General features: G+C 71.2%; 21 protein-coding genes and 1 pseudogene. 12 read left to right on the top strand and 10 right to left on the bottom strand.

Annotation, left to right across the window (positions count from 1 at the left end; translation table 11 throughout):
* Positions 1–12: 12 nt before the first annotated feature.
* Positions 13–507 carry an inorganic diphosphatase gene (locus DRB89_RS25965; protein WP_112453683.1) on the top strand — a complete coding sequence of 165 codons (495 nt, stop codon included), beginning with the start codon at positions 13–15 and terminating at the stop codon, positions 505–507.
* A 179-nt stretch (positions 508–686) separates the two neighbouring features.
* On the top strand, positions 687–2,348 hold the full coding sequence (locus tag DRB89_RS25960) for a threonine/serine exporter family protein (RefSeq protein ID WP_112450444.1): 1,662 nt from the start codon (positions 687–689) through the stop codon (positions 2,346–2,348).
* Between the two features lie 147 nt (positions 2,349–2,495).
* On the opposite strand, the gene DRB89_RS25955 is transcribed toward DRB89_RS25960, so the two are convergent.
* The 6 genes from DRB89_RS25955 to DRB89_RS25930 all read right to left on the bottom strand — a co-directional run bounded on the left by DRB89_RS25955 (position 2,496) and on the right by DRB89_RS25930 (position 9,267).
* On the bottom strand, positions 2,496–3,197 hold the full coding sequence (locus tag DRB89_RS25955) for a VTT domain-containing protein (protein WP_112450443.1): 702 nt from the start codon (positions 3,195–3,197) through the stop codon (positions 2,496–2,498).
* Between the two features lie 96 nt (positions 3,198–3,293).
* Positions 3,294–4,052, bottom strand: a complete 759-nt coding sequence (locus tag DRB89_RS25950; RefSeq protein WP_112450442.1) for a MerR family transcriptional regulator — start codon at positions 4,050–4,052, stop codon at positions 3,294–3,296.
* 84 nt (positions 4,053–4,136) lie between these two features.
* Positions 4,137–4,652, bottom strand: coding sequence for a DinB family protein (locus DRB89_RS25945; protein ID WP_112450441.1), 516 nt, complete (start codon positions 4,650–4,652; stop codon positions 4,137–4,139).
* A gap of 93 nt (positions 4,653–4,745) precedes the next feature.
* Positions 4,746–6,821: a penicillin-binding protein 2 gene (mrdA, locus tag DRB89_RS25940; protein ID WP_112450440.1), complete on the bottom strand. Its 2,076-nt coding sequence runs from the start codon at positions 6,819–6,821 to the stop codon at positions 4,746–4,748.
* Positions 6,822–6,880: 59 nt separating this feature from the next.
* Positions 6,881–8,338, bottom strand: a complete 1,458-nt coding sequence (locus DRB89_RS25935) for an aldehyde dehydrogenase family protein (RefSeq protein ID WP_112450439.1) — start codon at positions 8,336–8,338, stop codon at positions 6,881–6,883.
* A 92-nt stretch (positions 8,339–8,430) separates the two neighbouring features.
* Positions 8,431–9,267: a helix-turn-helix transcriptional regulator gene (locus DRB89_RS25930; RefSeq protein ID WP_204358067.1), complete on the bottom strand. Its 837-nt coding sequence runs from the start codon at positions 9,265–9,267 to the stop codon at positions 8,431–8,433.
* 369 nt (positions 9,268–9,636) lie between these two features.
* Between DRB89_RS25930 and DRB89_RS25925 the strand changes: the two genes are divergently transcribed.
* Positions 9,637–10,125, top strand: a complete 489-nt coding sequence (locus DRB89_RS25925) for an ATP-binding protein (RefSeq protein ID WP_112450437.1) — start codon at positions 9,637–9,639, stop codon at positions 10,123–10,125.
* A gap of 97 nt (positions 10,126–10,222) precedes the next feature.
* Here DRB89_RS25925 and DRB89_RS25920 read toward each other — a convergent pair whose 3' ends face one another.
* Together DRB89_RS25920 and DRB89_RS25915 are read right to left on the bottom strand one after the other, a co-directional pair.
* Positions 10,223–10,459: a DUF397 domain-containing protein gene (locus DRB89_RS25920; RefSeq protein WP_112450436.1), complete on the bottom strand. Its 237-nt coding sequence runs from the start codon at positions 10,457–10,459 to the stop codon at positions 10,223–10,225.
* A gap of 134 nt (positions 10,460–10,593) precedes the next feature.
* Positions 10,594–12,717, bottom strand: coding sequence for an FUSC family protein (locus DRB89_RS25915; protein ID WP_112450435.1), 2,124 nt, complete (start codon positions 12,715–12,717; stop codon positions 10,594–10,596).
* A gap of 135 nt (positions 12,718–12,852) precedes the next feature.
* On the opposite strand from DRB89_RS25915, the gene tatA reads away from it, so the two are divergent.
* Positions 12,853–13,038 carry a Sec-independent protein translocase subunit TatA gene (gene tatA / locus DRB89_RS25910; protein ID WP_112450434.1) on the top strand — a complete coding sequence of 62 codons (186 nt, stop codon included), beginning with the start codon at positions 12,853–12,855 and terminating at the stop codon, positions 13,036–13,038.
* 90 nt (positions 13,039–13,128) lie between these two features.
* Here tatA and DRB89_RS25905 read toward each other — a convergent pair whose 3' ends face one another.
* Positions 13,129–14,295, bottom strand: coding sequence for a DUF2786 domain-containing protein (locus DRB89_RS25905; protein ID WP_112450433.1), 1,167 nt, complete (start codon positions 14,293–14,295; stop codon positions 13,129–13,131).
* A gap of 268 nt (positions 14,296–14,563) precedes the next feature.
* On the opposite strand from DRB89_RS25905, the pseudogene DRB89_RS44940 reads away from it, so the two are divergent.
* The 6 genes and pseudogenes from DRB89_RS44940 to DRB89_RS25875 form a co-directional block, all read left to right on the top strand.
* Positions 14,564–14,857 (top strand): annotated as a pseudogene (locus DRB89_RS44940) (bifunctional 3'-5' exonuclease/DNA polymerase); the annotation flags it as partial.
* A 100-nt stretch (positions 14,858–14,957) separates the two neighbouring features.
* Positions 14,958–16,076, top strand: coding sequence for an alpha/beta hydrolase (locus DRB89_RS25895; protein WP_112450722.1), 1,119 nt, complete (start codon positions 14,958–14,960; stop codon positions 16,074–16,076).
* A 38-nt stretch (positions 16,077–16,114) separates the two neighbouring features.
* Positions 16,115–16,765 (top strand): HAD family hydrolase, encoded by a 651-nt coding sequence (locus tag DRB89_RS25890; protein ID WP_204357822.1) that lies wholly within the window; start codon positions 16,115–16,117, stop codon positions 16,763–16,765.
* Between the two features lie 38 nt (positions 16,766–16,803).
* A complete protein-coding gene (locus tag DRB89_RS25885; RefSeq protein ID WP_112450721.1) occupies positions 16,804–17,973 on the top strand; it encodes a helix-turn-helix transcriptional regulator in 1,170 nt (389 codons plus the stop codon).
* 23 nt (positions 17,974–17,996) lie between these two features.
* The gene (locus tag DRB89_RS25880) at positions 17,997–18,257 is read left to right on the top strand and encodes a hypothetical protein (RefSeq protein ID WP_162688727.1); all 261 of its coding nucleotides are present in this window, start codon (positions 17,997–17,999) and stop codon (positions 18,255–18,257) included.
* Entirely contained in the window at positions 18,254–18,466 is a 213-nt protein-coding gene (locus DRB89_RS25875; protein WP_112450719.1) for a hypothetical protein, read from the top strand. Before DRB89_RS25880 ends, DRB89_RS25875 begins: the two co-directional genes overlap by 4 nt.
* Before the next feature lie 221 nt (positions 18,467–18,687).
* Here the strand turns inward: DRB89_RS25875 and DRB89_RS43150 are convergent, their stop codons facing one another.
* On the bottom strand, positions 18,688–18,879 hold the full coding sequence (locus DRB89_RS43150; RefSeq protein WP_162688726.1) for a YdaU family protein: 192 nt from the start codon (positions 18,877–18,879) through the stop codon (positions 18,688–18,690).
* A 172-nt stretch (positions 18,880–19,051) separates the two neighbouring features.
* Here DRB89_RS43150 and DRB89_RS25870 point away from each other — a divergent pair, with 172 nt between their 5' ends.
* Together DRB89_RS25870 and DRB89_RS25865 are read left to right on the top strand one after the other, a co-directional pair.
* Complete coding sequence (locus tag DRB89_RS25870; RefSeq protein WP_112450718.1) at positions 19,052–19,246, top strand: hypothetical protein; 195 nt, start codon at positions 19,052–19,054, stop codon at positions 19,244–19,246.
* Complete coding sequence (locus DRB89_RS25865; RefSeq protein ID WP_162688725.1) at positions 19,243–19,887, top strand: hypothetical protein; 645 nt, start codon at positions 19,243–19,245, stop codon at positions 19,885–19,887. Before DRB89_RS25870 ends, DRB89_RS25865 begins: the two co-directional genes overlap by 4 nt.
* Positions 19,888–20,110: the final 223 nt, after the last annotated feature.

The raw sequence follows: 20,110 nt of genomic DNA, 5'->3' as shown, positions 1-20,110 counted from the left end.
GAGGAGCAGGACGTGGAGTTCGACGTCACCATCGAGATCCCCAAGGGTTCGCGGAACAAGTACGAGGTGGACCACGAGACCGGCCGGATCCGCCTGGACCGTCGCCTCTTCACCTCGACCAGCTACCCGGCCGACTACGGCTTCGTCGAGAACACCCTCGGCGAGGACGGCGACCCGCTGGACGCGCTGGTCATCCTGGACGAGCCGACCTTCCCGGGCTGCCTGATCAAGTGCCGCGCGATCGGCATGTTCAACATGACGGACGAGGCGGGCGGCGACGCCAAGCTGCTGTGCGTGCCGGCCTCCGACCCGCGTGTCGAGCACCTGCGCGACATCCACCACGTGTCCGAGTTCGACCGCCTGGAGATCCAGCACTTCTTCGAGGTCTACAAGGACCTGGAGCCGGGCAAGTCGGTCGAGGGCGCGAACTGGGTCGGCCGCACCGAGGCCGAGGCCGAGATCGAGGCCTCCTACAAGCGCCTCGAGGCGCAGGGCGACCACCACTGAGCTCCGCTCGGTGACGGGCGGGCCGGGTTCGCCCGACCGCCCCTGTGACACCGCGGGCGGTACCCCTCCGGGGGTGCCGCCCGTTGTCGTGCCCGGGTACGCCGCGGCCGCACCTCGCTTTCGCCCGGGACCGAAGCGTTCCGCATACTGATACGGGCTGGCCGGGGACTGGAGGACGCGTGGCGGAGGGCGAAGCATCCGGGACCGAGGACCGGAAGCCGAAGTCGGACGAGGCGCGCAGCGCCTTCTCGCGGCCGGACGGGGTCGGAGTGGACCCCGAGGTGGCCGAGGAGGAGCAGCCGACCTCGGAGTTCGCCGTCCCCGACGGGCTCGCCTCGCTGCCGGTGGACCCCGATGGCCCAGCCTCCGCCTTCGCCACCCCGCACACCTACAGCGCCGCGCACTCCCCGCCCGCCTACACGGGCCCCCAGGGCTTCCCCGTCACCCGGATGAAGGAGTCCCCCTGGCAGGACCGCATGCGCACGATGCTGCGCATGCCGGTCGACGTCCGGCCGGTACCGGAGCCCGCCCAGCGGCTGGCCGCGGAGACCGGGCCCGCCGTGGGCCGCGTGCTCGACCTGACGCTGCGCATCGGCGAGCTGCTGCTCTCGGGCGGCGAGGGCGCCGAGGACGTGGAGGCCGCGATGTTCGCCGTGGCCCGCAGCTACGGCCTGGACCGCTGCGAGCCCACCGTCACCTTCACCCTGCTCTCGATCACCCACCAGCCCTCCCTGGTGGACGACCCCGTCTCGGCGAACCGCACCGTCCGCCGCCGCGGCACCGACTACACCCGGCTCTCGGCCGTGTTCAGCCTCGTCAACGACATCACCGCGCACGAGGTCGAGATCTCGCTGGAGGACGCGTACCGCCGGCTCGCCGAGATCCGCCGCAACCGGCACCCGTACCCCGGCTGGATGCTCACCGCCGCCGCCGGGCTGCTCGCCGGCGCGGCCTCCACGCTGGTCGGCGGTGGCGTACTGGTGTTCTTCGCAGCCGCACTCGGGGCGATGCTCGGCGACCGGCTGGCCTGGCTCTGCGCCGGGCGCGGGCTGCCGGAGTTCTACCAGTTCGTGGTCGCGGCGATGCCGCCGGCCGCGATGGGCGTGGCCCTGAAGCTCACCGAGTTCGACGTGCGCTCGTCGGCCGTGATCACCGGCGGACTGTTCGCGCTGCTGCCGGGGCGGGCCCTGGTCGCAGCCGTGCAGGACGGTCTGACCGGCTACTACATCACCGCCTCCGCCCGGCTGCTGGAGGTCATGTACCTCTTCATCGGCATCATCATGGGCGTCCTGGTGGTGCTCTTCGTCGGCGTCCAGTTCGGCTCCGATCCGCAGCCGGAGGACGTCCTCCAGATCGACCAGCGGCCGCTGCTCCAGATCGCCGCCTCGATGGTGCTGGTGTTCACGTTCGCGATCCTGCTCCAGCAGGAACGTTCCACCGTGTGGTTCGTGACGCTGAACGGCGGGGTCGCCTGGGTCGTCTACGGGGCCCTGCACTACGCCGCCAAGATGCCGCCGGTGCCGTCCACCGCGATCGCGGCCGGACTGGTCGGCCTCTTCGGCCAGCTCCTGGCCCGGCACCGGTTCTCCTCGGCCCTCCCCTTCGTCACGGCCGCGATCGGCCCGCTGCTGCCGGGCTCGGCGACGTACTACGGGCTGCTCCTGATCGCCGAGAACCGGCTGAACGAGGGGCTGGGCTCGCTCACGAACGCCGCGGCCATCGCGCTCGCCATCGCGATCGGCGTCAACCTCGGCTCCGAGGTGTCCCGCCTGTTCATGCGGATCCCCGGAGCGGCCAGCGCGGCCAAGCGCGGAGCGGCGAAGCGCACCCGCGGCTTCTAGCCGGCCAGCCGGCCAGTGCCGTGACCGGAAAGGTCCACCGGACCGGACCGGACCGGCCCGGACCGGACCTGCCCGGACACGCCGATGCCCCGCGCGGCCGGGGATCCGGCCGCGCGGGGCATCGTGCGTACGGGGCCTGGCGGGGCCTCAGCGCTTCGCGTGGCGGCCGCTGCGCTGGCCCGAGGCCTGCGGGTCGTCCCCGGAGCCGGACTGCGCGCCCGCCTCCCCCGCCGCCTTCTTGTTCTTGCGTGCCTTCAGCACCTCGAAGACCACCGGGATCACGGAGATCAGGACGATGCCGATGAAGATCGGCTCGACGTTGTTCTTGATCACCTCGAACTGGCCCAGCTTGTAGCCCAGGATCGTGACGCCCGCGCCCCACAGGATGCCGCCGATGATGTTGAACATCAGGAAGGTGCGGTACTTCATCGCGGTGGCGCCCGCGACCATCGGCGCGAAGGTGCGGATGATCGGCACGAAGCGCGCGAGCACGATGGCCTTGGGGCCGTGCTTCTCCATGAAGTCGTGTGCCGCGTCGAGGTTCTCGCGCTTGAAGAGCCGGGAGCCGGGCCGGTTGAAGATCTTCGGCCCGAAGACCTTGCCGATCATGTATCCGACCTGGTCACCGAGGATCGCGGCGGCCACGATCAGGGTGCAGACCAGCCACAGCGGCTGGCTGATGATGCCGCTCGCGACGAAGAGGCCCGCCGTGAAGAGCAGGGAGTCCCCGGGCAGGAACGCGAAGAGGCCCGATTCCGCGAAGACGATGACCAGGATGCCGATCAGACCGAAATGCCCGATCAGATACTCCGGGGAGATCCACTCAGGGCCAAGCGCAAGCGTGTTCACGAGTTCCGGGCTCTCCTGGAATCGGGGGGGGTGTCCGTCCAATTATGAACGCACACCGCCCCCGGCTGGTTCCAGGGACCGGCACGACCACTTCACCTACGCCTTGCGGACGGCGTTCGCCATGATCGCGTCCCGCAGGTGCTCGGCGAGGCCCGGGCGCATGGAGTCGTAGAACTCCTTGAACCGCTCGTCGGCCACGTACATCTCGCCCAGGCCCGTGTGCACCTCGTACGTGCAGTCGTAGAACCACGTGCAGATGTGCAGGCGGTGCTCCTCGGCCAGGTCCATCGCGCGCTCGCCCTCGGCGCTCTCACCGGCCTCCATGAGGGCCTCGTACCGGGCGCCCCAGTCGGCGACCTGGTCCTGCATCCGCTTCCAGTCGTCCTTGGTGTAGCCGGCGGCCCGGCGCTGCGACTCGGCGTAGCCCTCGGTGCCGCCCCAGCGGCGCTCGGCCTCCTCGGCGTACTGCTCGGGGTCCTTGTCCCCGAAGACCTCGAACTTCTCCTCGGGCGTGAGGTTGATGCCCATCTTCTTCGCCTCCATGGCGTGCTCAACGGCCTCGGCCATCTGCTGGAGCCGGGCGATCCGGTCGGTCAGGAGGGCGTGCTGCCGGCGCAGGTGCTCCCTCGGGTCCGATTCCGGGTCGTCCAGCAGGACCATGACCTCGTCGAGCGGGAAGCCGAGCTCCCGGTAGAACAGGACCCGCTGCAGCCGGTCGAGGTCGGCGTCGTCGTACCGCCGGTGCCCCGCACCGCTGCGGCCGCTCGGGGAGAGCAGCCCGATCTCGTCGTAGTGGTGCAGCGTGCGCACCGTCACTCCGGCGAATCCGGCGACCTGGCCCACGGAGTAGCCCATCTTCCCGCTCCTCTGGTTGGGTACGCCCTTCACTGTGGTCCCTCACGCGGCGTGAGGTGCAAGCCCTACGGGGGACCGGCCGTGCTAGCCCATGGCGCGGGTGCCGTCGATGGACTCGCGGATGATGTCCGCGTGGCCCGCGTGGCGGGCGAACTCCTCCACCAGGTGCAGGAGCATCCAGCGCATCGAGACCTTGGCGTCCGCCGGGAACCACGGGGCCGGCGGCAGCGGGAAGCTGTCGTCGAGGCTGGGGACGGCGGCGATGAAGGCCTCCGTCTCCCGGCTGACCCCGGCCCAGAAGGCCAGGACGGATTCCACGGACTCGCCCTCGACCAGGCGGAAGGCATCGCCCCAGGACTCCTCCCGGCCCTCGCCCTCGCCGGGCGCGGCCTGCTGCGCCATCCGCAGCCAGTTGAGCTCGCACTGCGCCGCGTGCTTGAGCAGCCCGGACAGGGAGAGCTCGCTGACGCTGGGCCGGCTCGCCGCCTGCTCCCCGGTCAGCCCCTGCGCGGCCTCGCGCAGGGCGGCCCGCTGGGCCTCGACGAAGGAGAGGAGCGTGCCGCGCTCGTCACCGGGGACCTCCGTGGAAATCTGAGCCATGGCCGACCGCCTGCTTTCCGTGGTTCTTGCTCCTGCTGACAAGAATCACGTTACGGAGCCTTGCGGTCAGGTTCCGTCCTGAATCAAGCCGGATCACTGACCTTCCTGGCGGACCGGCGGGAGCTCGGTCCGCGGCTCGGGGAGCAGGGCCTTGGAAAGGTCCTGCGCGCCCTTCGCGTCCAGGCCGTACATCGCCTCGTAGATCTTGCGGACGGCCGGGCCCGAGGCCCCGGATCCGGTGCCGCCCTGGGAGATCGTCATCACGATCGCGTAGTCCTCGGTGTACGAGGCGAACCACGAGGTGGTCTGCTTGCCCTGGACCTCGGCCGTACCGGTCTTCGCGTGCATCGGGATCTGCTTCTGCGGCCAGCCGCCGAAGCGCCAGGCCGCGCTGCCGGTGGTGGCCACGTCGGCCAGGGCGCCGTCGATGTTGTCGCGGAGCTTCGCGTCCATCGGGAGCTTTCCCTGCTCCTTCGGCGCGATCTCCTTGACCGAGGTGCCGTCGGCGCTGACCACGGCCTTGCCGATGCTGGGCTGGTGCAGGGTGCCGCCGTTGGCGATGGCGGCGTAGACGGAGGCCATCTGGATCGGGGTGACGAGGGTGTCGCCCTGGCCGATGGAGTAGTTGATCGCGTCGCCCTCGCGCAGCTGGTTGCCCTGGCGGCAGTTCTCGTAGGCGATCTTCTCGGCGTACGAGCCGTCCTTCTTGCCGTCGCGGCACCAGGCGGCCTTGTTCGCCTCGAAGAAGTCCTTCTTCCACTGGCGGTCGGGGACCCGGCCGGGGACCTCGCTGGGCAGGTCGATGCCGGTGGGCTTGCCGAGGCCGAACTCGTGGGCGGTCTTGAAGAACCAGTCGCCGGGCTGGGCCTTGGGCTTGATCCCGCCGTCCTTCTTCCACTCCTTGTCGGCGATGGCGTAGTAGACGGTGTCGCAGGAGACTTCCAGGGCCTTGCCGATGGTGATGTCGCCGTAGCCCTGGGACTCGAAGTTGGTGAAGACCTGGCTGCCGACCGAGTAGCTGCTCGGGCAGCCGTAGCGGGCGTTGAATGGGTAGCCGGCGTTGACCGCCGCCGTCGAGGAGACCACCTTGAAGATCGAGCCGGGGGCCGCCTGGCCCTGGATGGCGCGGTTCAGCAGCGGGTGGTTCGACTCCTTGTCCGTGAGGGAGGCGTAGTCCTTCGCGGAGATGCCGCCGACCCAGGCGTTCGGGTCGTACGTCGGGTTGGAGGCCATGGCGACGACCCGGCCGGTCTTGGCCTCCATGACCACGACGGCGCCGGAGTCGGCCTCGTAGTTGCGGCGCGTGTTCTTGTCGTAGCCCTTGCGGGCTTCGATCATCGCGTTGTTGAGCTCGCGCTCGGCCACCGCCTGCACCCGGGAGTCGATCGAGGTGACGATGTTCGCGCCGGGCTGCGCCTTGTCGCTCACGCCCTCGCCGAGGACGCGGCCGAGGTTGTCCACCTCGTAGCGGGTGATGCCCGCCTTGCCGCGCAGCTCCTTGTCGTAGGTGCGCTCCAGGCCGCTGCGGCCCACCTGGTCGGAGCGCAGGTACGGGGAGTCGGAGCTCTTCGCCCTGGTGATCTCCTCGTCGGTCACCGGCGAGAGGTAGCCGAGCACCTGGGAGGTGTTCGCGCCGTCGGGCCCGGCGTAGCGGCGCAGGGCGGTGGGCTCGGCGGTGATGCCGGGGAACCGCTCGGCATGCTCCCGTATCTCCAGGACCTGGTCGGTCGTCGCCTCGTCGGTGATGGGGATCGGCTGGTACGGGGAGCCGTTCCAGCAGGGCTTGGGGGTCTTGGCGTCGCACAGCCGGACGCCGTCGATCACGCTCTGCGGGTCGAGGCCCAGGACCCCGGCGAGCTCGGTCAGGGTCTGCTTGCCGCGGTCCTTCGTCTTGGAGAGCTCGGTGCGGCTGGCGGAGACCACCATGCGCGTCTCGTTGTCGGCGAGCGGGATCCCGCGGGAGTCGAGGATGGCGCCGCGCACGGCGGGCTGGACGACCTGCTGGGTGTGGTTGTTCTTCGCCTCGTCCGTGTATTCCTGGCCGTTGCGTATCTGGAGGTACCACAGGCGCCCGCCGAGGGTCAGCAGCAGCGAGAACACCACGATCTGGATCATGACGAGCCGGTTGAGGACCCGTGGCGTGCGCCCGGTCTCCGGTATGTTGCTCAACTCGGCTCTCCCCCGGACGGTGCTGGCCTGACCCGCCCGAGTCTAGGACGCCCGCGCCGCTAGAACGGGAACCGGGTCCGGCCGTGCTGAACCGAGATCCATTTCTGGGTGGTGAAGGCCTCGATGGTGGCCTCGCCGTTCAGCCGTCCCATGCCGGAGGCCTTCTCCCCGCCGAACGCGGCCAGCGGCTCGTCGCCGATGGTGGAGTCGTTCACGTGGATCATCCCGGTCTCGATGCGCTTCGCGAAGCGGACCCCGCGCTCGACGTCGCGGGTGTGGACGGCGCCGCTGAGCCCGTAGGGGGTCGCGTTGGTGAGGCGGACCGCCTCGTCCTCGCCGTCGAACACGACCAGCAGCGCGACGGGGCCGAAGATCTCCTGGGCCAGCAGCGGCGAGTCCTCGGGAAGGCCGGCCAGCACGGTGGGTTCGACCAGGTTGCCGCGCGTAGAGCCGCGTACGAGGGCGCTCGCCCCGGCCTCAACGGCGCGGTCGACGAGCGCGGTGAGGGCGTCGGCCTGGAAGGAGTTGATCAGGGGGCCGATGTGGGTGTCGGCGTCGTGCGGGTCGCCGGTCTTCAGGGCGCGCACGCGGGCGGTGAACTTCTCGGTGAACTCCTCGGCGACGGAGGCGTCGACCAGGATGCGGTTGGCGGCCATGCAGACCTGGCCCTGGTAGACGAAGCGGCTGAAGACGGCCGCGTCCACCGCGTAGTCGAGGTCGGCGTCGTCGAGGACGACGAGCGCGCTGTTGCCGCTGAGCTCCAGGACGGTGCGCTTGAAGTGGCGGGCGGCGACCGCGCCGACGTGCCGGCCGACCCGGTCCGAGCCGGCGAAGGAGATCACCTTGGGGACGGCATGGGTCAGGAGCGCGTCGCCTATCTCGGCGATGTCGGTGACCAGGATGTTGAGGAGGCCGGCCGGGAGGCCCGCCTCCTCGAATATCTTGGCGATGACCCCGCCGCCGACGACGGGCGCGTTCTGGTTGGGCTTGACGACCACCGCGTTGCCCAGCGCCAGGGCCGGGGCGACCGACTTCATGGTGACCAGGAAGGGGAAGTTGAAGGGGCTGATCACGGCGATGACCCCGACGGGCAGCCGCTGGATCCGGTTCTCCTTGCCCTCGACGGGCGAGGGCAGGATGCGGCCTTCGGGGCGGACGGCGAGCTGCATGGCCTCGCGGAGGAACTCCTTGGCGAGGTGGACCTCGTACTCGGCCTTGGGACGGGTCCCGCCGAGCTCGTCGATCATCGCCTCGACGATCTCCTTCTCGCGCTCCTCGGTGATCCGCAGGGCGCGTTCCAGGACGGCTCGTCTGGTGTAGGGGCTGGTGTCGGCCCATTCCTTCTGGGCGCGCTCGGCCGCCCGGTACGCCTGGTCGACCTGCTCGACGGTGGCCACGGTGATGGCCGCGAGCTTCTCCCCGTTGTACGGGTTGACGTCGATGATGTCCCACGAACCGTTGCCGGCCAGCCATTCGCCGTCGATGTACTGGTGGGCCAGGTCGTCGAATATGGACATGCCATCCCTTACTGCGAGCGCGCGTCCTTGCGCTGCACCGGAGACCCAACGGTCATCGTCATGCACTGATCAGACGTCATACTACGTGCGAATCAAGACAGTTGGAGGAGACCGCGGAGGAGATCCCGGGTCCGGTCGGGGTCGGGGCAGTCCGCCTGGAGGCGCAGCATCGCCCGTTCGTACTGCGCCACTTCCTCGTCTTTGTCCAGGTAGAGGGCACTGGTGAGCTGTTCCAGATAGACGACGTCCTGCAGGTCGGACTCGGGGAAGCGCAGCAGGGTGAAGGCGCCGCTCTCGCCGGAGTGTCCGCCGAAGGAGAACGGCATGACCTGGAGCTGTACGTTCGGCCGCTGTGAGACCTCGATGAGGTGCTCCAGCTGACCGCGCATCACGTCGCGGTCGCCGTACGGGCGGCGCAGCGCGGCCTCGTCGAGCACGGCGTGGAAGACGGGCGCGTTCTCGGAGACGAGGACCTTCTGGCGCTCCAGGCGCAGGGCGACGCGGCGGTCGATCTCGGCGCGGCCGGCGCCGGGCATGCCGCGGCTGACGACGGCCTGGGCGTAGGCCTCGGTCTGCAACAGGCCGTGCACGAACTGGACTTCGTAGATGCGGATGAGGGAGGCGGCGCCTTCCAGTCCGACGTACGTCTGGAACCAGCCCGGCAGGACGTCGCCGTAGCTGTGCCACCAGCCGGCCACATTGGCCTCGCGGACCAGCCCCAGGAGGGACTCCCGCTCCGCGCCGTCCGTGACTCCGTAGAGCGTGAGGAGGTCCTCGACGTCTCTGGACTTGAAGCTCACCCTTCCCAACTCCAAGCGGCTGATCTTCGATTCGGATGCGCGGATCGAGTAGCCGGCCGCCTCACGGGTGATGCCGCGGGATTCTCGGAGTCGCCTGAGTTGCGAACCCAGGAGGATGCGGCGCACCACAGAACCACTGGCTTCTGCGGTCACTAGTCCTGCCCTCCCCACGTCTCGGTTACGGCGCTTGATGACTGCACCGTTTGATGGCTGCGTCGCAGAGGCCCCCGTGCCCCTCAGGGCCCGCAGTCTGCCACCAAAACGCATCGGACCGTACTCGTTCTGTAACGGAATCCGCCCCGCCGTAAAAGAAGTCCGTAAGTACGCGTAGGAAGAAATGAGCAAGAATCGGCACGGGAGTGGACAGGTCCGGCGCGTGCACGTGCATCTGCCCTTGCATCCGGCTTCCGCATTCGGAAGCATGGTCCCGCGCACCTGCGTGCCCCGCAGTTCTTTCGAATCCCGGGAGTGCCTCGCATGGGGACGAATGGATCGACCATGCTCGAGCCGTTACGGCAGGGGCTTCCCCCGGTCGACCCCACGGCTGTCTCCGGGTCCGCTTCATGCGCTCTGCCCGCCCGCTACGAGGCGGTGCGCGGAGCACGCACCTTCACCCGTTCCACCCTCGCGCAGTGGGGCCTCGACGAACGCTTCGACGACGTGGCACTGGTCGTCTCCGAACTCGTCACCAACGCGCTGCGCCATGCCCTGCCCGAGGATTCCGGGTCGGCGGCGGGCGAGGGCGAGCCGCCGGTGCGGCTGCACCTGATGCGGTGGAGCACCCGGCTGGTGTGTGCGGTGCGCGACCCCAGCGAGGACCGGCCCGGCGGGAACTTCCAGCCCGAGGCCGCGCAGCGCAACTGCGACCTGGAGTCGGGGCGCGGGCTCTTCCTCGTCGACTCCTACAGCGACAGCTGGGGCTGGCACCCGCTCGCGGGACGGCTGACCGGCAAGGTCGTCTGGGCGCTGTTCACGCTCCAGGACTGAACCGCCACAAATACGGCAACCGGCCGGGATTGATCATTGCGATCGGTCCCGGCCAGTGCACGTGCATGGCTTGAATCCAGGCGGTCTTCCGGTTCTGTCAGCTGATCAGGTGATCGAACTCGCCGTCCTTGACGCCCAGCAGCAGTGCTTCTATCTCGGCCGGCGTGTACACGAGCGCCGGCCCGTCCGGGAACCGGGAATTGCGCATGGCGACATCGCCGCCCGGCAGTTTGGCGAACTCCACACAGGAACCTTGGGAGTTGCTGTGCCTGCTCTTCTGCCAGGTCACCCCGTCAAGCTCTGCAGCTGCCATCCCGTTGTACGCGTGGTCCACAGGAAGCCCCCGATAGTGCAGATGTCAACTGCACGGGATCATAGCTGTGTTCAAGACGGCATGCATGGGCAGATGCACGTGCATGAGCGGAGGCACAGGCGCCGCTAGGGACACGGCCCCGGACCCGGCCCGGTTCACGGCGCTGACTCGGGCGCTGTTCCCGGCGCTGTTCCCTGTCCGGGCGGGGGTCCGGGCCGGGGTCCGGGCCGGGGTCCGCCGCGCAGCGCGTCGGAGACCTCGTCCAGTGATTCCAGCAGTTGCCCGGCCGCCCCGCGCAGCACGCCCGGCGCCCCGGCGCCCCAGTCGGCCGGCACCGCGCGGACCCCGTCCCACTCGGGCACCCGGCGTTCGCGCACCGCCTTCGCGCCCGCCTCCGTCGCCGTGCTCAGCGCCCTGGCCAGGTCCGCCGCGCCGGGGACCGGAGCCTGCCCGCGGTCCGGGAAGTGGGCCTCCAGCAGCATCGCGTGCCGGCCCATCGCCGCCAGGGCGCGGCCCGCGTCGTCGGCCGCCGCCCGGGAGATCCCGCGGTGGCGCACGGGCTCCCCCTCGGCCCTGGCCACCGCGTCCTGCCAGGCGACCCGGGCGTCGCGGACCGCCAGCAGCGCCTCCCGGACCTCGCCGCGCCGGGCCCCGGCCGGGTCGGCGTACTGCCCGAGCACGGCCGCCGCGTACCGCCCGTTGGCCGCCACCCAGTCCGCCAGCCGGGTCCGCAGCCGCGGGGTCTCCCAGGCCGGGTAGACGGCGTAGGCGACCATCGCGAGGATCCCGCCGAGCAGGGTGAGGGCGACCCGGTCGGGCACGGTCTGCTCCCAGCGGACGCCGCCCATGCCGAGCAGGAAGACGACGTACGCGGAGACGAAGACCATCGAGACGGCGTATCCGGTGCGCATCAGCGTGTACATCAGGCCCGCGCTGATCACGGCCAGGAGCCCGGACAGCCACATCCCCGGATGCGCGAGCTGGACCACGGCGGTCGCGAAGGCCACCCCGACCAGGGTGCCGCCGAAGCGGGCGACGGCCCGGGTGTAGGTCTGCGTGAAATCGGGGCGCATCACCATGACGGAGGTCATCGGAGCCCAGTAGGCGTGGCCGAACGGCAGCGCGTGGCCGATGAGGTAGCCCGCGCAGGCGACGACGGTGACGCGCAGCGCGTGCCGCAGGATCGGCGATCCGGGGCGCAGCTCGGCCCGTACGGCGGCCAGCACCATCGGCACGAGCGCCGGCAGGCTGGGCCGCAGCATCGACTCCCCGGGGTCGGCGGTGCGCCCGGAACCCGGTTCGGCGGTCTCCAGCACGTCGTCCAGCAGGGCCGCGAGCCGGCGCGCGGCCCGCAGCGGCGCGCCCCGCAGCAGGTCCTCGGTGTCGGGCGCCTTCAGCACCGCGAGGGCCGGCGCGGGCAGCCGTACGGGTTCCCCGCGGCGGATCGCCAGCGCGGCGGCGTCCAGCACCGACCCGGCCGCGGCGAGCAGCTCGCGCACCCGGTCCCGCGCGGGGCCCTCGGCGGGGGCGCCGACCGCCGGGTCCGCCAGCGAGGCCAGCACGGGCCGGATCCGCTCCGCGAGCCCGCGCGCGCCGTGCAGCTCGGCGGGGCGCCGGCGGGCCTGGCGGGAGGTGACGGTCGCGGCGTCGCGCGCCCTCATCAGCGGCTGCGGGTCGAAGGAGGCGACGGGGTCGTGGCGCAGGCGGCGCGCGTAGTCGGCCTCGGCGGCGAGCGCGTCGGCCAGGGCCTCGCGCTGGGCGCCCCAGCGGCCGATGGGGAAGAGCACGATCAGCAGGGCCTGGACCACCCCGCCGGCGGCGATCAGCGCGGCGTGCCCGGCGGCCTGCGGCACGGAGGTGGGCAGGGTGACCGTGACCAGCATGATCGCGACGTTGCCGGAGGCGATCATGCCGGCGGTGGGCCCGGCCGCCCACATCAGGCCCGCCGCGAAGCACCACACGGCGAGCAGCAGCATGAAGGCGAAGACGTGCGAGGACCCGACGAGGTAGCCGATGAAGGTGGAGACGGCCAGCGTCAGTCCGGCGGCCAGCGCCAGGACGGGGCGCGGCCGCCAGCTCTTCTGGAAGGTGGCGATGGCCGCCATGTAGGCACCGAAGGCGGAGCTGGCGGCGGATCCGGGCCCGAGGAAGGCCAGGCTCAGGCCGACCACGATCGCGAGGCCGGCGGCGGCGCGGACGGCGACGAGGGGCTGGAGACGGGTCCGCTCGATCCTCAGCCCGGATCGGGCGGTGTCCTTCAGCGCCCGGACCCAGCTCATGGCACGAAGGGTAACGCCCGGGTCGGCTTTCAGGTCTTCTTCAGACATGCCCCGATCCATGGTGTTTTCGCCCGGAAGCGCCGATCATCGGCCCGTCGGCACCGCGCCGGCGGCCTCCGGAAGACGGGAACACACATGCTCAGGAACGCCGTGGAACCCTGGCACCTCGCCATCCTCGTACTCGTCTGCCTGATGCTCTTCGGCTCGAAGAAGCTGCCCGAGATGGCGCGCGGGCTGGGCAGGTCGGCGCGGATCCTGAAGGCGGAGGCGCGGGCGCTCCGGGAGGAGCCGGAGGCGACGGCACCAGCCACGGAACGCTGAGCGCCGAGCGAGCGGGGCGCCGAGCACCGAGTGCCAAGCACCAAGCGCCGAGCGAGGGGGCCCGGGACCCCGGATCCCGGGCCCCCTCGGTCAGTTGCGCAGGGACGGGCGCCCGCCGTCCGCCATGTGCGCGCGGTCGGCGGCCGCCGTGCCGTCCTCCCAGCCCGCGAGGTCGGTGGCCCCGCGCAGCCGGGTCGTGGTGGTCCGGGGGAACATCTCCTCGGCCCGCGAGGTGACGGCCACGTCCCGGGCGACCAGGGCGGGCAGGTTGTCGGGGGCCTCGGCCACCGTGTGCTCGGCGGTCTCGGCGAGGCGCTGGCCCAGCCGGCTCGCGTAGGCGAGGAGGAAGGACTGCCGGAAGGTCTTGGTCCGCTTGCGCCCGCCCGCCCGCTGCCCGGCCTCGGCGCGGGTCATGGCGGCGGTGCCCTGCACGAGCAGCGAGGTGTAGAGGAGTTCGACGGCCTCCAGGTCGCTTTCGAAGCCGACGACGGTGGAGAACTCGTACGCGCTGTTCCAGACGGCCCGGCAGCGGTTCGCGCCGGCCACGGCGTCCAGCAGGACCGCCTTGGCCTCCTCGTACGGGGCCTCGACGCCGATCCGGCAGGCTCCGGGCATCTGCTTGACGCCCGTCCGCACGGCGAGCAGGGCCTCGTCGACGGTGTGCCGGGCCATGAGTTCCTGCGCCTTGGCGCTGAGGGCCTCCGCCTCCTCCGGGAAGTTCGTCGCCTCGGCCTTCGCCAGGAGCGCCCGGATGCGGCCGAGCATGCGGGGCTCGATGTGCGCGTGTTCGAGCAGGCCGGCCGCGTCGCCCGGCAGGGGTCCGACCGGTTCTATGGACGGCAGCCGGATCAGCAGCCGGAAGACCTCCAGCACGGCCCCGGCCAGGGTGAACCGGTCGGTCCGCTCCCGCCCCGCGAGCGCTTCCCCGTACCGCGTGTCGTCCCCCCACCACGGCTCGGCGTCCGTCCACCGCTCGGGCAGCCGCGCGTACCGCCGCGCCTCGGCGGCGACCAGGTCCTCGCAGATCCGCACGTGCACCGGCGCCAGGTCCCGCCGCACCAGGCGCAGCACGTCCTGCGGCCGCCACCCCCGCTCCCAGGCCTGGCGCACGTACTCCTCGCCGCGCGCGAGCAGCGCCTGGCCGACCCCGGCCCACCGCTCGCCCTCGGCCACGAGCACCGAGGCCCCGGCGTCCAGCCCGGCGTCATCCTGCCCGTACAGCGCGGCCTCGCAGGCCCGGTCGACGATGTCTCTCACCCCTCCAGCTTGGCACGCACCGGGGACACCCCGGCTCAGGGGTGCGGGGCCCCGGCGTGCGGGGCGCGAGGCCCCGGGGTACGGGGGCGCGGAGCCCCGGGGTACGGGGGCGCGGAGCCCCGGGGGAGCCGCCCGCGCGGGGCCCCGCGGGGAGCCGCCCGCGCGGCGCGGAGCGGGCCTGTCAGCCCCCGGTGGGACACTCGCACTCATGACCGAGCACACCCCGAGGTGGGTCCTCGCCGAAGACGGCGACGGCCGGTGGCAGGCCATGCCCCTGGACCCCGCGTCGGGCGGAGCCCGCATCACCGCAGCCGACCCCGCCGAGGCGATCCGCGCCGCGCCCGCCGGCACCCGCTGGATCTGGCGGTCCACCGCCGCCGTCTACCCCCGGCTCCTCGCCTCCGGCACCCGCGTCGAGCGCTGCCACGACATCGAGGACGCCGAGCTCCTCCTCCTCGCCCACGAGGGCCGCCTCGGCGAGCCCCGCTCCGCGGCCGCCGCCTGGGCCCGCCTCACGAACGCGCCCGTCCCCGCCGACCCCCCCCCCGTCTCTTCTACCCCTCCCACGCTGCACCTAGCTCTACACAGCGTAGCTCGTCGTCAGCCTAAGTTTTTCATAAGCGACAGTCTGTATCCACTAGACACAGTTTACGGAGGACACAGTGATCGCCACCGCCATCGCCGCTCTCACCGCCGCCGCCCTCGCCACCCCCGCCGCCGGACTCTTCGCCCACCGCGCGCTGCGCCGCGCGCAGGCCGCCAAGGCCCTGCGGATCGATTCCCCGCAGGGCATCGACGAGCGGGGCTTCGTCCGCATCGGCGGCATCGACCAGTGGATCTCGGTGCGCGGCGAGGACCGCGCCAACCCGGTCGTCGTAGAGATCCACGGCGGCCCCGGCGCCGCCAACTCCATCTACACGGCCCGCACCCGCTCCTGGGAGCGCCACTTCACGCTTCTCCGCTGGGACATGCGCGGCGCCGGCAAGACCTTCGGCCGGGGCGGCCCGGAGGGCCAGGGCGAGGCCACTTTCGAGCGGCTCTACGAGGACGTCCTGGAGGTCACGCACCACGCCCGGCGCCTGCTGGGCGCCGAGCGGGTGGTGCTCCTCGCCAACTCCTACGGCAGCGCCTTCGGGCTACGGCTGGCCCGCGCGCACCCCGAGCTCTACTCCGCCTACGTCGGCACCGACCAGAACATCCACACCGGCGGCCGCGACACCTCCGCCTACGACGCCCTGCTGGAGCGGCTGCGCGCCGCCGGGAAGCACAAGCAGGTCGCGCGGGTCGAGGAGATCGGCCCGGACCCGTACGCGTGGACGCCGCGGCAGCAGGCGACGTACGCCAAGCTCTGCGCGCAGAGCGACCCGCTGACGCTCGACACGATCAAGAAGGTGGTGCTGGGCTCGATGTGGCTGTCGCCGCTGCACTCGCTGCGCGACCTGCGGGACTTCTTCAAGGGGCAGTCGTTCTCGGAGCGGATCACCGGGGGAACGGCCGGGTTCGACGACCGGGCCGAGGGGACGCGCTTCGAGATCCCCTTCTTCGTCTTCCAGGGCGAGTACGACGTGCTCACCCCGACGGCCTCCGCCCATGCGTACTTCGAGGAGGTCGAGGCCCCGGTCAAACACTTCGCGGTGATCGAGGGCTGCAGCCACTTCGCGTCGTTCCGCCGCCCGGACCGCTTCCTGGACCTCCTCCTGACCCACGTCCGCCCCCTCCTGACGACCACTCCGGCCCCGTCGGCCGCCCCGGCCACCCCGGCCACGGACCGGCCGGCGTAGCACTGGGGGCGGGCGCCGGAGCACCGTAGGCTGACCGGATGATCCGCACCGTCGTCCTGGACGTAGGCGAGACCCTGACCCGCGATGACCGCTACTGGGGGGCCTGGGCCGACTGGCTCGGCGTGCCACGGCACACGCTGTCCGCGCTCGTCGGCGCGGTCGTCATCGACGGCCGCGACAACTCCGACGCGCTCCGCCTGCTCCGGCCGGACATCGACATCCAGGCCGAGTACGCCGCCCGCGAGGCGGCAGGACGCGGCGAGCAACTCGACGATACGGACCTGTACGACGACGTGCGCCCCTCCCTCTCCGCCCTCCGGGCGGCCGGGGTCCGTGTCGTCGTCGCGGGAAACCAGAGCCCGAAGGCCGGCACACTGCTGCGCGCGCTCGACTTGCCGGCGGACCTGGTCGCGACGTCCGGAGAATGGGGCGTCGCCAAGCCCGAACCCGCCTTCTTCCAGAAGGTGTTGGAGGTGTCCGGCGCGCCCGCGGCGCAGACCCTCTACGTCGGCGACCACCCGGCCAACGACCTGGCCCCGGCGCGAGCGGCCGGCCTGCTGACCGCGCACGTACGGCGCGGCCCGTGGGGGCACTGGTGGGCCGACGAGATCCGCGAGCGGCGGACGGCGGACTACTCGATCGACACGCTGGCAGAACTGGTCAGGCTGGTCGCCATCGCCAAGGCGTAGCGGGCGCCGACCGGTTCGCGGACCAGTACCGTGCCTGCATGGCCGATCACATCGGGCAGCGCATCGCAGCACGGCGCCACGTCCGCCGCATGACCCAAGCCGACCTCGCACGCGAGTCCCATGTCTCCCTCGCCATGGTCAAGTCGATCGAGCGCGGCGCCCGTACCCCGTCCGCGGTCCTTCTCGAAGCCCTCGCGTCAGCGCTCGGCGTGGGCCCCTCACGGCTGGACCGTTCGTACACGGGCACCAGTCGCAGGGTCCACACGGCACTGCCCTCGATCTCGGCTGTGATCGCGGGGTACGACGTCCCGCTCGACCCTCCTACGAGACCTCGCGCCGAGGTGGCATGCGCCGTCGACGAGGCGACCGGATGGCGGCTGGCTGCCCAGTACGGGCGGATCGCCGCCGCGGCACCCGGCCTCCTGACGGACTCGCTGGCGCATCTGCACGCCGCGTCGGGTACGCATCGGGCCGCGGCGGCCCGTCTGGTGGTGGCGGCCGCTCGTGCGGCCGACGCGGTGGCCTACAAGGTCGGCGCGCACGACCTGTCCGCGCGCCTGATCGACGTGATGCGATGGGCGGCCGTGCAGACCGAGGACCCCGACATCGGCGCGGTCGCCGCGTACGTCCACGCGGAGACGTTCTTCGCGGCCCGTGCCCACCGCGCGGGACAGATCACTCTGGAACGGGCACTCGACGCCGGACCCGGCCCGGGAACCACCCAGGCTGCCGCTCTCCGTGGGGCACTGCACATGCGGACGGCCGTGGTGGCCGCTCGCGCCGGCGCGCCGGACGCGGCGCACGCCCACCTACGCGAGGCCGGAAGGTTCGCGGAGCACCTAGAAGAGGGCGTCTACCTCGGTACGGCTTTCGGACCGTCCAGCGTTCGCATCCACGAGGTGGCGGTCGCCGTCAGTCTCGGCGGCGACCACATCGGCCGGGCTCTGGAAATGGCCGGGGGTTGGAAGCCGGGAGATGAGATCCCCGCCGAACGCCGGAGCGGGTTCTACGTCGACATCGGCCGCGCCCAACTCTGGGCCGGTCGGCCGGACGCCGCATTCGAGTCGTTGAAGGTCGCCCGGCGGCTGGCGCCGCAGCACGTCCGCGAACACCCCTGGGCGCGGGAGGACATCGAGACGATCCGTCGGATCAAGCGTGCCGACACCGGGTCGCTGAGCTCGTTCGCGGAGTGGATCGGCGCGGTCTAGGCAACCTCTCCTAGGGATACGACGTGTATCCCTTGCTGCCCTTTCCCCGGCCCATCATCTGTCTGACCGCACTGAACGAGCAGATGGGAGGGGCGATGGCCGATCTGGTCGTAGCCGACATCGCGGACGTGAGCGTAGCGCGCCTGCACGGACACGCCTGCTGGGATTGCGGCGCCGTCGACGACGAACTGATCTCGGCGGGCGAGGCGATCGTCGCGGGTTTCAGCGTGCCCTGGCCGATCGTGAAGTGCTCGCGGCACGCCGAGAGCGGATCGGGCCGGTGACCACCGCCCGGGCGGTGGCCTGCCACCTGATGCCCCTGCCCACCTCGGTCTCCCGCCTCACCCACGCCCAGGCCCTGGGCCGTGCTTGCGTTTCCTGCAGCGCCCTCCTCACTGCGGGCGCCATCGAGCGCGGAACCATCCACGGCGCGCAGGGTGTCCACGTCACCTCCACCGAAGTCTGGTCGTGCCCGGCACCGGAGCGTTCGTGATGCTCATCTGCTGCCGTTGTGACCGCGTGATCCACGGCGAGGCCGAAACGATCCAAGTGGATTCGGCGTCCGGCACCCGCCCGGACCAGCACGCACACCGGCCGGGCGACCCGGAGTGCCGACCTCTCCGGCCGGGTGAACGCTGACCGGGCGCGCGCGGCACGTCCTGCACGGAAGCCGCGTCTGCGACATCCGGCTGCTCTAGGGCCTGTGGGACTGGATCAACGGGCCCCAGGTCCGGCGCCGAGGTTCCGCCGGGCCGTAGCCGAGCCGGACTCCGCGCGCGGGACGGACTGCTGGGGAATCTCCTCGGCGGCCCGCTCCGCCGCCGTACGGCCGCGGGCGGTACGCGCGGCCTGGTCGTCGTCGAGGGGGATCGGTCCATGCCCGAGTGGGCGGCGCGTGGTGCTCACCGCCGAAGTCTCGCAGCACGACTGACAGCCCGTCCGGGGCGGGGCGATCTGTCGCCGGATACCCGAACAGGTTCCGCATGATCGCTGCTCAGGGGTTGTCCAGTTTTTCGAGGTCGGTTCTCCGGACCGGCACAGCATGGATTCATCCGGACCTGGGCGAGACAGTTGTCGAGTGAAGATTCCACGCCACTACATCTTGGGCGCCGCCGTGGTCGGCCTCGTCGCCGCGCTGATCTCGATGGTCCTCTCCCAGGCCGGTCACGAGCCCCTCGTCAGCGCGGTCCGTACGGCCGCAAGCACGTTCGGCGTCACCACGACGCTCGCCCTCCTGATCGCTGGGCTCTGGCCCAGCAGGAGTGCGTCGTGAACCCGTACTGGACAGGAGGTATGTGCGTCGAGCCGTCGCATCACGACGGTGACGAGCCCTGGTACCAGGAGACCCTGGTACCCGTCGCGGGCCGGCTCTTTCCTCCCCGGTTCCGCATCAGTCTGTGGTGCGCGGTCACGGAGGTGGAGATGTGTATCGCGGTGACCATCGATCAGGGGGGTGTCACCGAGCCGGACAACGCCATCTCCGTCACCGGTCTCTCCTCCGGGGTGGAGAAGGATCAGGTCCGAGCCTCCGCCCGCAAGCTCGCGCTTCCCCTCGCGCTGGCGACGATGCCAGACGTCGCCTTCGAAGAGACACCACACGGCTGGAAGTGGGTCGTCGACGGCTGGTCACCAGGCAGCAGCATGCGCACAGGCTTGATGGACAGGGACGAAATCTTGCTGTTGGAGGAGCTACGGCGCCGCTGCGGACCGAAGTGGTGGTCGATCTACCTACCCCGGATCGAGAAGACTGCGGAGATTGTGTGGGAGGCACCCAACGACTGGTCCACGCGAAGCGTGATCACAAAGTTGGTCTGTCCAGCGACACACGTGGGACGGACACAGGCCTACGCCGACATGAAGGCCGCCCGCGAAATTGGACTGCTACCGCCAGCCGAAGACATGAAAGCACAGTGACCAGGGCTGTTACGTCTATACCTATTTCTGTGTGCGGCCGGCCGCATGAGCGCCCCTCAGAATCCGCGCCGCGCCCGGCTCCGGCTCGTCATGGTCGCCGGGTCTCGACCATCGGCCAGGCAATCGACGGCCACGGCCTCAACGCCCAGCAGGCCGACTGTCGCCGCTGGAACGCGGCCGCCGGCCACCGGATCGTCCACACCGTGGTCGACGGCGGCTTCGT

Source organism: Streptomyces sp. ICC4 (genome assembly GCF_003287915.1).
In the GTDB taxonomy this organism is placed as follows: Bacteria; Actinomycetota; Actinomycetes; order Streptomycetales; family Streptomycetaceae; genus Streptomyces; species Streptomyces tritrimontium.
This window is presented reverse-complemented; position numbering and strand designations above follow the sequence as displayed.

Bases quoted from the DNA above. Each gene is read 5' to 3' on its own strand.
- DRB89_RS25915 (WP_112450435.1), bottom strand. From the start codon at position 12,717: ATGAGCTGGGTCCGGGCGCTGAAGGACACCGCCCGATCCGGGCTGAGG.
- tatA (WP_112450434.1), top strand. From the start codon at position 12,853: ATGCTCAGGAACGCCGTGGAACCCTGGCACCTCGCCATCCTCGTACTC.
- DRB89_RS25935 (WP_112450439.1), bottom strand. From the start codon at position 8,338: ATGTCCATATTCGACGACCTGGCCCACCAGTACATCGACGGCGAATGG.
- DRB89_RS25890 (WP_204357822.1), top strand. From the start codon at position 16,115: ATGATCCGCACCGTCGTCCTGGACGTAGGCGAGACCCTGACCCGCGAT.
- DRB89_RS25925 (WP_112450437.1), top strand. From the start codon at position 9,637: ATGCTCGAGCCGTTACGGCAGGGGCTTCCCCCGGTCGACCCCACGGCT.
- DRB89_RS25885 (WP_112450721.1), top strand. From the start codon at position 16,804: ATGGCCGATCACATCGGGCAGCGCATCGCAGCACGGCGCCACGTCCGC.
- DRB89_RS25945 (WP_112450441.1), bottom strand. From the start codon at position 4,652: ATGGCTCAGATTTCCACGGAGGTCCCCGGTGACGAGCGCGGCACGCTC.
- DRB89_RS25950 (WP_112450442.1), bottom strand. From the start codon at position 4,052: ATGGGCTACTCCGTGGGCCAGGTCGCCGGATTCGCCGGAGTGACGGTG.